Here is a 15677-nt window from a genome sequence, read left to right as displayed (position 1 = left end):
AACTCTTAACTCATTTTTATTTTCCGCCGACGACCACTTCGATTAGTGAACCGTCGGATAAGTAACGGTTGGCCATTTCCTGCACCTGGTCCGCCGTAACAGCCTGAATCCGTTCAATGTAGGTGCTGATGTAATCGGCGGGCAAACCATCGAACAAAACCGCCTTGTAGCGGTCGGCAATTTCAAACGGCGTATTGAGCGAACCGACGTACGACCCGGCCATGTAGTTCCGGACGGTTTCCAGTTCGTCGGCAGGCACGGGTTCGTCGCGCAGCCGCCGGATTTCCTTCCAGGTTTCGTCGAGCGTCTGCTGCGTATTTTCGCGTTTCACGTCCGTTCCGATCAGCAGATACCCTTCGTTCGGGAACATCGACAGATTCGACCAGATTCCGTACGTGAATCCTTTCTCTTCCCGAATGTTTTTCATCAGCCGGGAGCCGAAATAACCGCCCAGTACTTCGTTCAGCACCAGCATCGGGAAATAATCCGGGTGCTGGCGGGTAAACAACAACCGGCCCAGCCGGATCGACGACTGAAGACTATCCGTTTTGTCGATTAAAACCGGCGACGGCTCACTGACAACCAGCGGGTCCGCACCGGATTTCAACGGCCCCGGCTCGACGGCCTGCTGGCCAAAATACTGATTAAGCAGGGCAATCTCCGTCTCGGTAATGTGGCCCGCTGCCACAATTCGGAAAGGCCGCTGCCGGATTCGTTGCCGATAATAGCTTTCAATCACATCGCGCTGAATGGTTTCCAGCGTCTCCGGCGTTTGATTGTGACCGTACGGATGCGTGGGGCCAAACACTTTTTCCCGAATCAGGCGCCCGGCCACGAAGCTGTTTTTCTCCAGATTGACCCGCAGGTTCTGGAGCGTAAGGTTTTTCTGGTGGTTCAGTTCTTTCTCCGGAATCACCGAATCCGTCAGCATCTCCTGAATCATCGGCAAAATGGCCGGTAAGTGTTTCGCCAAACCGTAAACCATCAGGCTGGCGCGGTTGCTGCCGCTGTGTTGTTCCAGAAAAGCGCCGTACCGGTCAAAATACTCACTGATCTGCGCCGATGTGTGGGAATGCGTTCCTTCTGCCAGCATTTTCAGGGCCAGCGACGACGCCCCCGCCAGGGGTTCATACCAGGCCCCCGCTTCAAACACAATCTCCAGCCGGACGACGGGCTGCTGCCCCGCATTGATCCAGTAGAGTGGCTGCCCATTGTCCAGCGTCAGGCTTGATACGGCCGGGACTTTTACTTCCTCAATTTTTTTGTATTCGGGTACCTGCGTTCGATTTACCAATTCCATTGTGCTCTCCATTGTCCTGCTCAAGCGCTAAAAAAACAATGGCACTTCCGAGGAAATGCCATTGCCAATTTTAAATTTTATGTCTGGTTATTCCAGGTTGCCGCCATCCTCTGCATCGTCGGTTTCGGCCGAACGGGCTTTTTTGTCGATATCGATGATCAGCGAAATCCGGAAGGTTTGGGCCAGCGGACTTCCCTGCGTCACCGGAATCAGGTACGCGAAGTCAACCCCGTATTTTTGTTGCAGACGGATGCCTAAACCGGTTGTAAAGAATTTCCGGTCGCCTTTCACGCGGGGTTCGTGGTAATAACCCAGCCGGGCGGCAAACTGCTCGTTATACCAGTATTCGATCCCGGTGGCAATGTTGATTTCTTTCATTTCTTCCGAAAAACCGTCGGGCGCATCGGAGAACGAGCCAAAGATGGAGCTCAGCGTCGCGCGGTTCGGATTTTTTCCCTGTGCGATAATGGGCGCGTTGCCGTTGTACTGCACCACTCCGTTAACAGTTTTATAAACCGGAGGAGTAGGTACCATCAGTTTATTCAAATCAAGCACGAAATTGAACTTGTTGAATTTATCGGGATACAGCGACAGGGCGGTTCCCAGCTTCAGGTTGGTCGGGATGGGGGAGCGCTCCAGCGTACCGTAGGACACTTTACCACCGATGTTGGAAATAATCCCACCGAATGACCATTTGAACCCTGCGCCGGTGATGTCATCGCGCACTTCGTTCTGGTAGAACGCACTGATGTCGAAAGCGGCCGTCGAAGCCGGTTTGAGCGACATGCCGTTCACGGAGTAATTACCGGAAAGGTTGGAGTTGATATACCGCAGGTTAACGCCCATCGAGAAGTTCTGAAACAACCGGCGGGAATACGAAGCCGTGGCGGCATACTCCCGGGAGTTGAACGAACCGGCGGGTTGCCCCAGAATCGTCGTGAAATCGATCGTTCCCATATCAAAATACAAGAGGGAAAGGCCAATGACATCGTTCCTGCTAACCTTTTTGTAACCGGACAGGTAGGTAAAATACATATCGTCTACGCCGATGCTGCGCAGCCAGGGCGTATAAGACAACGCCAGCCCCTGGTCTTTCTGGGCAAAAACCAGCTTCGCTGGATTCCAGAAAACGGCATTTGCGTCAGGACTCAGTGCAACACCCGCTTCGCCCAGCCCGGCACTCCGCGCATCGGGTGTAAAATTCAGGAAAGGCACAGCCGTCTGCGGAATCCGGTACGCCACCGTATCCTGCCCCGTTAAAGCCCCGCCAGCACCCTGGGCGTTTGAAAAGAAAGGAAGTGTCAGGCAACCGAGTAAACAAATAGACGATAAGGTACGTGTCATAGAAGAGGTTAATTAACTCCCGAATAGCGCGTTCGTTGGGTAACCACCGTAAGAACGTCAAATGTACGATGTTTAAGACAAAATGTAAAAGGTAGTTCGGAATATATTTTTATAACTATCTAGCATAGAGCAACTTGCCTATGCTCGTTGCCACTGATCCGTCCGATTTGGAACGCAAAACAAGCCGGTATACGTACAGGCCGCGCGTTACTGCGGCTCCACTGGCCATGCTTCCGTTCCAGTTTATCCCCGTCAGGGAGGCATCGCAGCCAAAGCAGGGATAAACTCGCTCGTTCACTACGCGTCCGCTCAAATCGGCAATCATTAACGTGGCTTCCAACTCGTCGCCCGGGCGGTTGTGCTGGACCCGGAAGTTGGCTTGTTCCTGAAATGGGTTGGGTGTTACATCAACCGACCGGATGACCAGGGGCGGTTGTTTGGAAACTACAAATTTCAACGTAGTTTCCGCCGGATTATTGTAAACATCCCACGCTTTTAAACGAGCCGTATACGAGCCTGGCGGCAAATTTTCCCAGACGTACTGAACGGTCCCGCGACGGTAATTATCTGGCTCCGCTGTGAAATAATCGTTCACCACAACCGGTGGATCATCGTTCAGCCGGAGCGTTATTTCATGACCAATACCGTTACGGGCAATATTGATGCCATTTTCGTCATTTAGTTTGGCGATCAGTGTAGTAAACGGTCCCAATACGGTTCCGCCGTCTACGAAAGACGTATCGTTAACATACAGTTGAATGACCGGTGGTTTCGTATCCGCAACGGAGTTGGGCAGGCTACTACCGATAACTAAATTGTCGTAATTCCCGGCCGCTTCCAGCAAACTGTCGGTCCGAATCGCGTAGAGGAACACCTTTCCCAGACCGATCCGGTAATCCAGATCCTTCGGCAGCACAAACTGACAAACGAATTTGCCGTTCTGCACGCGGGCCTGACCGGTATACAGCGGGTTGCGGTATTCGGCGTAGCGCATGGGGGGGCTGTACTCGGTTCCTTTGGTCGTTAAGGTATCGGCTTTGTCGAACAGCGTAATTTTCACCTGACCGCTGAACGCGCTGAGCACCTGCCCGCCCTGCTGAACTTCGCCTTCCAGCCGGACGGTTTCCAGCGCCCGGAGTGTATCGGCTTTGGCTCCGACAGCGTTCCCCTGAATGCGGGTCAGCACGGTTTTTGCGGCTGGATACGCCAGCTGCATCGACGGGTCGCCCAGCAACGTAAAATTGCGGTTCAGACTACCGCTGAGGCTGTTGTTTTTAGTCAGCCGAATCAGTTCACCCAGGCGGGGCGCACCGTTGGCGGTTTGCTGGCCCAGAGCCTCGTAAAAAGCGGTGTTCAGCAGGTAATTCGTGCTGGCATACACCGGGCGGGCCGTTGTCAACAACGCGATGCTGCCTCCTCGTGGGTTAAGCAGCGCAATTTCGGCCCCGGAATTCAGGCCCGGATCGTCGTATCGCCCAAACTGGCAGGTGGCCGTGACAAAAACCGGCAGCCGCTGGTTCGTCCAGCCCAGAATATCCTGCAGGGTAACAATCTGCTCTTCGGCCCAGCCCGATTCGCCCCCATGACCCGTGTAATTGACAATCAGCCGACCGTCGTTCAGCGTTTTCGTAATGGCCTGATTCATCACCGGAGCCCGCTGGCCTCCCGCTCCCGATTCCTGCGTAAAACTGTCCAGATACAGTTTTTCTGTCCGAAACGGCGGCCGCAACTTCGCAATCAACTGGGCCAGTTTGTCGGCATCGGTCTGGTGAATATTCGGGAAATCGCGGTCACCATCGTCGGCCACGAACGAAATCTTGGTCTGCCAGTCGCCCGGCAGGCTGGAAGTGGCGGCATACCGGACGAGTTTATCCACCACCGTCTGCGCTTCACCAAGCGACTTGACGGGCAAACGACCCACGCCAATATCGAGCGAATGATCGCCGGAGAAATCTTCATTCCAGTCGCCTTCCGGCGTTTCCAGAAAGCCAAAGTAATCGTCGGAACTGTAACTCAAAACCGGGTGCAGCGACTCCCGGCTTTCGTAGGTCGGAATGGTGGCGGCCAGTTGAGCCGGCGACAGCAGGTTGGTGTAGTTTTTATAATCGAAGGTAGCGTCGCCAAAAAGCAGGAGGTATTTCAATTTTCCGGCGGTCTGGTTATTCAAAAACCGGGCGAAATCCCGAATGGCCGTCGGGTCGGGCTGGCCGGAAGCAAACTCGTTATAAACTTCCTGCGTGCTGACCACCAGCACGTCCAGTCTGTCGTTTTGCCGCCGGAAATCGGCCAGTCGGTCGGCCTGCGTCCGCCAGTTCGCTGCCGTAACGATCAGCAGATCGGGCGTGGCGCTGGCGTGAAGGTTTTGGGTCGTCACGGGTCGGGCAACAACCGGCGTTTGGGCTTGTTCCGGCGAAAAAACCAGAAATTCCCGCAGAACTTTGCCGCTGGTAGTAACCACCCCTTCCTGCTTGTCATTGATGGTAACCGGCATCAAAACCGGGGTCTGCCGGTTCGTCACTTCCCAGACCTGCATGCTGGTGTTTGCTTGCCGGATGACGTACTGCACGAGCGCGTGCCGGGTCGATTCCAGCGAGCGGAACACAAACGGATCGTTGTAGCGCCGAAGCTCGCGCCGGGTCTGGAGCGCCAGCGATTGCAAATAGCCCTGCCCGGTTTTGTCGTAGGTCAGCGCCAGCGGGACGGGACTGGCCAGGGAGGTAGGTAAAACCGTGAAGGTTTGGCGATTTAAACGGCCTTTTCGGTCGTACGTGTAATCGGTGACTTTTTCAATGTCCTGGGTTCCAATGCTCTGCGCGCCCCATTTCAACTGGAATTGGGTGTTGACCAGGGCGCGACCCACGACTTCCGACGTTACGCGCACCGAATCGGAGACCAGGCCGGGCAGATCGAAAGACACGGTTTTGGTGGTGCCGATGCCGAGGTATTCCAGCCACTCCCGACCCGACCGAACCGGGTTGGTCATTTCGCCGGACGGTTTGTAATAGGCGTAATCGTCAAATTCGGTGATGACCGTTCCCGGCTGCGAAACCGGGGGCTGGGCGGTAATCCGCCGGCCGGTTTTTGGTCCGAAGGTTAAAAAATAATAGGTGGTATCCGAATAGGGATTGATCCGGTGCGTAAATCGGCGGGCGCTCGAATCATACGAAACCGGGTGGGGGCTTTCGGCAAAGAAATACAGGGCATCGCCCGCATCGAAACGGCCATCGGCTTCGCCGGTTACCCAGATCGCGTTTTCGGTGAGGTCGCGCGGGCGGGGTTTCTGATTCGCCTGTGGCAGGGCCGCGCCCCCGTTGCCAAACAGGCGGAGGGTGCGTGGGTCGAGCGCCGAAAGGCCAAAACCCGATTGCGTGAGAAAAGCCGCATCCAGTTTGTAAACACCGGTTTTGGTGATGCCGATTTTCAGCCACGGGCCATCGGCCAGAACGGATGGTTGCGCCTGGGCAGGCAGCCACCACGCGCTGACAATCAGGCTAAGGAGCCAGTTGTATTTAGTCCGCTTTTTCGACCCAAACATGCGCCCAAATCGACACTTTCAAACCTGTCATCTTCTCAGTACAAACGACGCGGGTCCGCCGTTTCATGCCCCGAACGTATTCTTTCTGTAAAAAACGAAACGTTTCCCCTTCCGGCATTTCGATCAGGAGCTGCTGGCCGGAGGGCTGCGCATCCAGTTGCCGCAGGGCCCGCGTTAAAGTCGGGTGCGCGCCGGTCGAAGCCGCCGGATTTTTCAGGTAGTCTTTCAACGGAACCAAAACCGTCGCCGGAAAAACCGCTTCGTGCAACACGGGCTGCATCACATCCCGAAAGGCTTTTTTCCAGGCCGGGCCGTGGGGTCGGCCGAACCAGCGACTGCGCTGATACACCATTAGGTGCGCCACTTCGTGCAGGTACGTGATCAGAAAGGCGTACGGGTTGAGGTCGTTGTTGACGGTAATCGTAAATCCTTTGCCCGGCTCGGCGCGAAAATCGCCCAGTTTCGTATGGCGCGGGCGCGATACGTAAAACACGAAGGAGTTAGTTTTCCATAAATCGTAACAATACGCAACGGCATTTCCCGGCAGGTGTTCTTCAAAAATACTCCGTACGTCCATTCTCACGGTCAACAAAAAAGCCCTACCATAAAGATAGGGCTTTTTTGTCAGTTTCAGACGGTCTGATTACTTCGTGGTATCAGCAGCCGCGCTGTCAGCAGGAGCAGCCGTTGCGCTGTCAGTAGCCATCGTGCTGCTGTCGGTCGACATAACCGACGTGCTGTCCGTTGAAGTCGTTTCTTCTGTTTTGGGTTTGCTTTGGCAGGCAGCAAAAGTCAGCATGCTACCAACGAACAGAAGTGCGAATACTTTTTTCATTTCGTTCCGGGGCGTTTAAGGTTTGAGCCGCAAATTTAACATAAAATCAAATAATACAATAACCTCCTAGCTTTCAATAGAAAAAATATGGGAAAGGCTTTTAAATTTCACATTCACGATAGCATTATTCGGGTTCCCGGTTTGACCGGGCCCGGAACTTATCGTACATACCGGTGCTGCGAAACGTCAGCAGTTTGTGGCCAAAATAATTCGCCAGAAAACTGAAGCCCATACCCACAACGTGCGATGTTTTTTCCCGCAGGAATATGGAACTCGTTGGAAAATACGGATTAGCCACCCAGTTCAGCGTGGCCACCGCCACCCCCACCTGCACACCCCAGGCCACCAGCGCAATCGCCAGAAACTTGACTAGTTCCCGGCCGGTATTGCCGGTTCCTTTGGCCGCAAACGCGTAATTTTTCGTCGGCATGAAACTAACGACCGTCGCCGTCAGGTAGCCCAGCAGAACGCTGGTGTCAAAATTGAAATACCTCCGGTAGATAATCTGGGAAATGAAGTTGACGGCTGCTCCCAAAAGCGCGGTTAAAAAGAATGTAAAAAAGCTTTTTACATCTTTCGTTTTCGATTCGTTGCTATTCACACTAATCACCTTGGCGCAGGAAGTTTAGTTGTCTGAAAACTCAAAGGTAAAGAACGACGCCTTTTACTCCTTATGCTTCAATTGTTTATGAGCCAATGGCCTCGGCAGTTAAACTAAATCCTGAAATAAACCGGGTAGAAGTCCCAGAATGAGCGTCAATACGGTGGCGGCAATCAACACAAACCGGTAAAAGGGCGCGACCTGAATCCGGGTCGATGAACCTTCCCGGAAATACATCGCAATGACCACCCGGAAATAATAATAAATCCCCACGGCCGACATCAAAACCGCCAGCACCAGAATCCAGACCATGCCCTTGTCGACAGCCGCCGAGAAAACCATGAACTTACCCCAGAACCCGGCCGTCAGCGGAATACCGGCCAGCGACAACATGGCGACCGCCAGAATAAAGGCAAGAAGCGGATTCTGACGGGACAGTCCGTTAAAAGCCGTGTAGGTATCGTCGGGCCGACCATCGACCGTGCGCTGTTTGGCGACCACCAGCAGAATACCGAAAGCCGCAATGGTGGCAACCGAATACGCCAGGGAGTAGAAAACCAGCGCCTGTTTCGACTGTTGACCCAAAGCGGCCAGCCCAATCAGGAGGTACCCGGCGTGCGAGATGCTGGAATACGCCATCATGCGTTTGAAGCTGTTCTGATAGGCCGCCGTCAGGTTGCCAATCAACAGCGTCAGTACCGTAATGACGGCCAGCATGAGCCACCAGAAACCGTAGATCGCACTGAAGGAAACCGACAGCAACTGCAACAAAGCCGCAAAACCGGCGGTTTTTACCACCGTCGACATGAAGGCCGTAAACAGGGTTGGAGCTCCTTCGTATACGTCGGGCGTCCAGAAGTGGAAGGGGGCCGCCGACACTTTAAACAACATACCGATCAGAACCATCAACACACCCAGATACAGCAGCAGCGAAGGACGGCCCTGCGACAACGCAATGTAGCCTTTAATATCGGTCAGGGTAAACGAACCGGCCGCGCCGTAGAGCAGGGCCATGCCGAACAGCATGATGCCCGTGGCAAAGGCCCCCATCAGAAAATACTTCAGAGCGGCTTCGTTGGAGCGCAGATTTTTCTTGTCGCTACCCGTCAGAACGTACATGGAAACCGACAGGATTTCGACCCCGACAAAAAGCATAATCAGGTTTTCGTAGCCGATCATCATGATCGCGCCGACAATCGAAAACAGCAGAATGGCATAATATTCGGCGGGTTGCGCGGCTTCGTCTTCCAGAAAGTCGCCCGACAGGGCCACAACCATGAAGGCCGACACCAGCACAATGCCGGTGAAGACAATCGCCAGGTTGTTGACCATCAGCATGTCGCCGAAGTAGAGGTACGATTTATTCCACTCCGTGAAACCGGCTGCCAGCGCAACCAGAATAAACAGAAGCGTAGCCGGCAACAGAACCGCCCGGGATTTCAGGAAGCCCAGATACAGGAGTACGATTCCAGAGATTGACAGGAGTATAATCGAAAGCATAGTTGATTCGTTTGAGGAATTCGGTTTAACGGTTTACGCGAAGGGGTGCTTGACGCGGTCTTTATCCTTGCACTTCAAACGCCAAACCTCAAACTGGTTTATTTGATAAACTGTAACAGATTCGTAACGGCGGGTTCGGTCAGTTTCAGGAAGGAATTGGGCACCAGACCAATCCAGAACACCATGAAACAGAGCGGAATGAAAACCCAGCTCTCGCTGCCGGATACGTCGTTGAAACCGGTTGTGAAATCACTGGTTTTGCCAAACATGGCTTTCTGAAACATTCGGAGCATGTAAACCGCCCCGAAAATGATGGTCAAACCGGCAATGGCGCCCAGAATGGTATGCCGCTCAAACACCCCCGCCAGCAGCAAAAACTCCCCGACGAACCCGTTGGTCAGCGGCAGGGCCACACTGCCCAGCAACAGAATCATGAAATAAACCGTCAGCTTCGGCGTGTAGCGCGTAATGCCCCCCAACTGATCGAGCAAGCGGGTGTTGGTGCGGGACAGGATGATATCGGCCACGAAGAACATCCCGACGACGTTGATGCCGTGCGCCAGCATTTGCACGAGCGCGCCCTGAATGCCGTAGGCGGTTTGCGAGAAAACCCCGGCCGCCATCAAACCGACGTGCGAAAACGATGAATAGGCAATCAGCCGTTTGATGTCGCGCTGGCGAATGGCAATAATCGCTCCGTAGACAATTCCGATGACGGACAGCACAATCGCCGTGGTGCCCCAGATGTTGACACCTTCGGGAACAATGGGCAGCAGGAGCCGGATGACGCCGTAGACCCCCATTTTCAACATGATGCCGGCCAGCAGCATCGTCGCCGGCGTCGGCGATTCGACGTAGGTATCGGGCTGCCAGGTGTGGAACGGAAAAACCGGCATTTTGATGGCAAAGGCGATGAAGAACGCCCAGAAAATCCAGGTTTGCTCGGTGGCGCTCAGTTTCAGGTTATACAGATCGGTGATGGCCGACGAATGCACACCGGCTGCGGGTGAGGTCTGGAAATAAAGGTAAACCAGGGCGACCAGCATGAACAGGCTGCCAAAAATCGTATACAGGAAAAACTTGAACGTAACCGGAATCCGGTTTTCACCGCCCCACGAAGCCGCCAGAAAATAAATGGGAATCAGGGCTGCTTCGAAATACAGGTAGAACAGAAACGCATCGCGCGCCGTAAAAACGCCCATTAAAGCCGCCTGCATGAAGAGAATCAGCGAATAAAAAGCCGCCGGGCGGTCGTAGGTACGCTGAAAAGCCGACAGAATAATGAGCGGGGTCAGTAAACCGGTCAGCACGACCAGCAGCAGGCTGACGCCGTCGATTCCGGCACTGAAGCGAATACCGCCCGCAGCCAGCCACGGATAATCGAAGCCAAATTGGGAGGTCGCGTCCGGTACAAAACTCAGAAAGGCATACGCGGATAAACCCAGTTCGATCAGCGCACCGACAAAAGCGATTTGTTTGGCCTGTTTGCCTGCCACCGCCAGTACCAGCAAAGCCGCCAGAATGGGAAAGAGCAGAATAGAAAGTGTAAGCATCTACTAGTTTATGATTAGTGATGGGAGACTGTTACCAATCGCCAATGGACTAAAATTTCACGAAAAACCGCAGCCAGAGAATGGCCGCAATGCTGACAACCATCGCGAATACGTAAAACCCGATGGAGCCGGTTTGCAGTTTCCGCAACTGCCCCGACGTTTCTTTGACGGTCCAGGCCGTGACACCGACCAACCCGTCGACCATGAATTCGCCAAAACTGTAGAACGCATCCGACAAGCCCCGAATCGGTTTCACAACGATGGTTTCGTACAGCTCGTCGATGTAGTATTTGTTGTACAGCACTTTTTCGACCACCGGCCGGTCCACCGTATCGGCTTCGGGCAGGCTCACGCGCTGGATGTAAACCACGTAAGCCGCCAGGAGCGACAGAATGGCCACGCCCGACGACACGCCCATCAGCACGTATTCTTCGCTGTGGGTCAGCAGGGTTTCGCCAAACGCTTTGGGATTTACTTTATGCGACAAATCGAAGATCGGGTTGAGGAATTCGGCCAGTTTGGCGCTGCCCCCCAGCACTTCCGGTACGTTGAAAAAACCGCCGATGACCGATAAAACCGCCAGCACCAGCAGCGGAACGGTCATCGAAGCCGGTGATTCGTGCAGGTGTTCACGCGTGTGCTCGGTGCCCCGGAACCGCCCGAAGAACGTCAGGAACAGCAGCCGGAACATGTAGAAGGAGGTCATGGCCGAGCCGATTACGCCCAGCACCCACAGGATTTTGTTGTGCTCGTAGACGTGCATCAGAATCTCGTCTTTCGAGAAGAAACCGGCAAAGGGCGGAATCCCGGAAATGGCAATGGTGGCAATCAGGAAGGTCCAGTAGGTGACGGGCAGGTATTTTCGTAAACCGCCCATTTTCCGGATATCCTGCTCATCGGCCATCGCGTGGATGACGCTACCGGCGCCGAGAAATAACAAGGCTTTGAAGAAGGCGTGGGTCATGACGTGAAACATGCCGGAGGTGTAACCCATCACGCTTAATCCCAGGAACATATACCCAAGCTGACTCACCGTCGAATACGCCAGCACTTTCTTGATGTCGTTCTGCACCAGCCCAATCGAAGCCGCCAGCAGGGCCGTGGCAATGGCGATGCCGCCCATGATTTCGAGGGTAATGGGCGACAGGGTGTAGAGGACGTTCGAGCGAACCACCATGTAGATTCCGGCCGTTACCATCGTGGCCGCGTGGATCAGGGCCGAAACCGGCGTTGGACCGGCCATGGCGTCGGGCAGCCAGGTATACAGCGGAATCTGCGCGGATTTCCCCATCGCGCCCACGAACAGCAGCATCGTGATGGCCACCACCGTCGGATCACTGATCGGAAAACCGGCGGCCTGTTCGAACACCTCGCGGTATTCCACCGAACCGAACGCGCCCATGATCATGAAAATACCGAGCAGAAAACCGAGGTCACCGATGCGGTTCATGACAAAGGCTTTCCGGGCCGCGTTGTTGTAACTCGTGTTTTTGTTCCAGAAGCCGATGAGCAGGTACGAGCACAGCCCGACACCCTCCCAGCCGATGAACATGATGACGTAGTTGGAACCCATCACCAGCAGGAGCATGAAAAACAAAAACAGGTTCAGGAACGCCATGAACTTGCCGTAGCCGTCGTCGTGGTGCATGTACCCGATCGAATAGATGTGGATCAGCGAACCGACGCCGGTCACGATCAGCAGCATGATCAGCGAAAGCTGGTCGATCTGAAACGCAAACGGAATGTTGAAATGGCCCACCGTGATCCAGTCGAACAAAACCGTATGGATAGGGCCGGTAAAATTGGTGAACAGGAGCAGAACACAGGCAAAAGCGGCCAGAGGCCCTGCGGCAGCGAGGATTCCGACCAGACCGGTTGGCACTTTTCGGAACCCAATTCCATTGATAATGAATCCGATTAAGGGTAACAGCGGAATCAAAAGTATCAGTAAATCCGTCTGCATGTTTGAGCTATAGCGTTGTTTTGAATGATGAATGATGCCCGGTGAATGGTGAACTAAACAGGAACATCCTGCGGTGATGAATTGGATTCATCGTTCATCATTTAGCGTTCATCATTTGGGATTCTACCACTTCAGTTTATTGAGCAATCCGACGTCAATCGAGCGGGTATTGCGGTAAATCATCACGATAATCGCCAGTCCGACGGCGACCTCGGCCGCAGCGACGGCCATGATGAAAAAGACGAAAACCTGGCCGGTAGGATCGGCCCGGTAGGATGAGAAAGCAATTAGCATCAGGTTAACCGAGTTGAGCATCAGCTCGATCGACATGAAAATGATGATGGCGTTGCGCCGGGTCAGAACGCCGATGATGCCGATGACGAACAGCGCCGTGCTGATGATGAGGTAATATTTCAAGTCAATCAGTTGGATGACTTCAGGAACGGGAAGCGGCACTTGGGTTGGCTGCATACAACACTGAGGTTCGATGACTACTCGTTACGGTCTGGTGGGGCTTCTGCCCGAACGCCGGAAAGACCCGGCAAAGTTACGTATTATTCCCGCTTACTCAAACGGTTTGGGAATTTGGAATCAGTACAGCTTACCGGGTGAGGCTCTTGGCCGGTCAGCGCTTGTTGAACATCCGCAGTTTGATCTCCGTGAGCTTTCGTTTGGTGTCCAGCGGAAAATCACTTTTCAGAATCCAGTCGTAAAAAGACGGTTCTTTCTGCAGCACGTCGACCACCAGCGTGCCTTTGTGCTTGCCAAAGTTGACGACCTCTTTGCCGTCTTTGTTGTAAACCATATGCCCGCGCAGATCGACGTTGTTGTTGAGCATCAGTTTATTCAGAATGTCAACGTCGTTGCCAATGATGATTTCGTTGCCTTTTTCGTCGTTGACAATGGCGCCGTCGTAGCGAACGATCATGGATTCCAGAACCTCGAACGTGGCCAGCGTATCGGCTTCGGCGCTGTGGGCGTTGGTCAGGTCCTTGTTGCAATAGAATTTATAGGCGGCTTTCAGCGTGCGCGGCTCCATGAAGTGGAAAATCCGCTGGACATCGATCAGTCGCCGGTTTTTGAGGTCAAAATCGACATTGGCCCGCAGAAACTCCTCGACCAGCAACGGAATATCGAACCGATTGCAGTTATAGCCGGCCAGATCGCAGCCGTCCAGAAACTGCGCCATCGTGCGGGCGACGGTTTTAAACGGGGGTTCGTCTTTGATATCTTCCTCGTAAATCCCGTGGATCAGACTGGTTTCGATCGGAATCGGAACGGTGGGGTTGATGCGCTGGGTTTTGATCACCACGTCGCCGTTGGGCAGCGCTTTGGCAATACTGATTTCCACGATCCGGTCCTTCATCGGATCGATGCCCGTGGTTTCCAGATCGAAAAAAGCCAGTGGTTTTTTAAGAATAAGCGTATGCTTCATAGCCGGTTTGCGTACCTAATCCGTTAGGTAAGGCTGCAAAAGTACGCAGGAGTACGGTTTTTGCCTTCGTGTGGTCACCGAATTAATTCGGTGACCACGCAAGAACCGCTTAGTTCTCCCAGCCAAACGAACGCTCAACGGCTTTTTGCCAGCCGCGGTACAGGCGCTGCTGATCGGTTTCGGCCATTTGGGGGTCAAACGTTCGGTCGATGCCCCAGTTCTGCCGCAGGTCGTCGAAGCTGCTCCAGTAGCCAACGGCCAGCCCGGCGGCATAAGCCGCGCCCAGCGCCGTGGTTTCGGTCATTTTTGGACGAATCACCGGCACCCCCAGCATATCGGCCTGAAACTGCATCAGCAATTCGTTGACGGTCATGCCGCCATCCACCCGCAGGGAGCTCAGTTGAATATCCGCGTCTTTTTGCATGGCCTCTACCACGTCCAGCGTCTGGTAAGCCGTGGCTTCCAGAACCGCCCGCGCCAGGTGGCCCTTGTTCACAAACCGGGTCAATCCGGCAATGACTCCCCGCGCATCGGCCTTCCAGTAGGGGGCATACAAACCCGAAAAAGCCGGAACGAAATACGCGCCCCCGTTGTCGGCCACGGTTTGGGCCAGCGTGTCGACCTCCGCACTGGTTGAAATGATTCCGAGGTTATCGCGCAGCCACTGAACCAGCGCCCCCGTGATGGCTACGCTGCCTTCCAGGGCGTAGTGGACGGGCTGGTCGCCAAAGCGGTAGGCCACGGTGGTCAATAAACCGTAGGTGGAATGGCGCAGTTCGGTGCCGGTATTCATGAGCAGAAAGCAGCCGGTTCCGTAGGTATTTTTGGCCTGACCCGGCTCAAAACAGGTCTGCCCGACCAAAGCCGCCTGCTGGTCACCCAGAATTCCGGCAATGGGCACGCCGGGCAGCACTTCCGAAACCACCGGGCCGTACACCTCGCTGCTCGACCGGATTTGCGGCAACATCGCCCGCGGAATTGTGAAAGCCTGCAACAAGGCGTCGTCCCATTCGAGCGTTTCCAGGTTCATCAGCTGGGTACGGCTGGCGTTGGTCACGTCGGTAATGTGCAAGCCGTTGTAGGTGCCGCCCGTCAGGTGCCAGATCAGAAAGGTGTCCATGTTGCCAAAGAGGGCCAGACCCCGTTCGGCATCTTCCCGGACCTCCGGAATGTTGTCCAGAATCCACCGGAGTTTCAGGCCGCTGAAATACGTTGCCAGGGGCAGGCCGGTTTGGGTCCGGAAACGATCCTGCCCGCCCTCTTCGGCCAATTGCGCGACCAGACTGCCGGTTCGGGTATCCTGCCAGACGAGGGCGTTGTAATACGGTTTTCCGGTTTTCCGGTTCCAGACCACGGTGGTTTCGCGCTGGTTGGTGATGCCGACGGCGGCAATGTCGCTGGCCTGAAGCTGGGCTTTGATGCGGGCCAGGGCAATCACTTCCTGCGTATTGCGCCAGATCTCTTCCGGATCGTGTTCGACCCAGCCGGGTTGGGGATAAATCTGGGAGTGTTCTTTCTGGCCAATGGAAACAATCGTTCCCTGCCGATCAAAGACGATGCAGCGGGTGCTGGTGGTGCCCTGATCGATGGCGGCTATGTAGGAGGGCATAG

At 54.5% G+C, this 15677-nt stretch carries 12 protein-coding genes; all 12 read right to left on the bottom strand.

What is annotated here, in order from left to right:
- Positions 1–16: 16 nt before the first annotated feature.
- Positions 17–1300, bottom strand: a complete 1284-nt coding sequence (locus tag ACYVHX_RS15465; RefSeq protein WP_460672559.1) for a M16 family metallopeptidase — start codon at positions 1298–1300, stop codon at positions 17–19.
- Between the two features lie 87 nt (positions 1301–1387).
- A complete protein-coding gene (gene porV, locus ACYVHX_RS15460) occupies positions 1388–2644 on the bottom strand; it encodes a type IX secretion system outer membrane channel protein PorV (protein ID WP_460672558.1) in 1257 nt (418 codons plus the stop codon).
- 115 nt (positions 2645–2759) lie between these two features.
- On the bottom strand, positions 2760–6179 hold the full coding sequence (gene porU, locus ACYVHX_RS15455; protein ID WP_460672557.1) for a type IX secretion system sortase PorU: 3420 nt from the start codon (positions 6177–6179) through the stop codon (positions 2760–2762).
- On the bottom strand, positions 6154–6756 hold the full coding sequence (locus tag ACYVHX_RS15450) for a SprT-like domain-containing protein (protein ID WP_460672556.1): 603 nt from the start codon (positions 6754–6756) through the stop codon (positions 6154–6156). Before ACYVHX_RS15450 ends, porU begins: the two co-directional genes overlap by 26 nt.
- Positions 6757–6822: 66 nt before the next feature.
- Entirely contained in the window at positions 6823–7014 is a 192-nt protein-coding gene (locus tag ACYVHX_RS15445; protein WP_460672555.1) for a hypothetical protein, read from the bottom strand.
- A gap of 124 nt (positions 7015–7138) precedes the next feature.
- Positions 7139–7624: a GtrA family protein gene (locus ACYVHX_RS15440; RefSeq protein ID WP_460672554.1), complete on the bottom strand. Its 486-nt coding sequence runs from the start codon at positions 7622–7624 to the stop codon at positions 7139–7141.
- Between the two features lie 99 nt (positions 7625–7723).
- The gene (locus ACYVHX_RS15435; protein WP_460672553.1) at positions 7724–9115 is read right to left on the bottom strand and encodes an NADH-quinone oxidoreductase subunit N; all 1392 of its coding nucleotides are present in this window, start codon (positions 9113–9115) and stop codon (positions 7724–7726) included.
- 98 nt (positions 9116–9213) lie between these two features.
- On the bottom strand, positions 9214–10668 hold the full coding sequence (locus ACYVHX_RS15430; protein WP_460672552.1) for a complex I subunit 4 family protein: 1455 nt from the start codon (positions 10666–10668) through the stop codon (positions 9214–9216).
- Positions 10669–10717: 49 nt separating this feature from the next.
- On the bottom strand, positions 10718–12631 hold the full coding sequence (gene nuoL, locus ACYVHX_RS15425; RefSeq protein WP_460672551.1) for an NADH-quinone oxidoreductase subunit L: 1914 nt from the start codon (positions 12629–12631) through the stop codon (positions 10718–10720).
- 123 nt (positions 12632–12754) lie between these two features.
- The gene (nuoK, locus tag ACYVHX_RS15420; protein WP_460672550.1) at positions 12755–13102 is read right to left on the bottom strand and encodes an NADH-quinone oxidoreductase subunit NuoK; all 348 of its coding nucleotides are present in this window, start codon (positions 13100–13102) and stop codon (positions 12755–12757) included.
- A gap of 154 nt (positions 13103–13256) precedes the next feature.
- Positions 13257–14066, bottom strand: coding sequence for an exonuclease domain-containing protein (locus ACYVHX_RS15415; RefSeq protein ID WP_460672549.1), 810 nt, complete (start codon positions 14064–14066; stop codon positions 13257–13259).
- Between the two features lie 109 nt (positions 14067–14175).
- Positions 14176–15675, bottom strand: a complete 1500-nt coding sequence (glpK, locus tag ACYVHX_RS15410) for a glycerol kinase GlpK (protein ID WP_460672548.1) — start codon at positions 15673–15675, stop codon at positions 14176–14178.
- Positions 15676–15677 lie beyond the last annotated feature (2 nt).

This window comes from Larkinella ripae (assembly GCF_054780775.1).
Note: the sequence above shows the minus strand (reverse complement) of the source record. Positions and strands in the feature narration are given on the sequence as shown.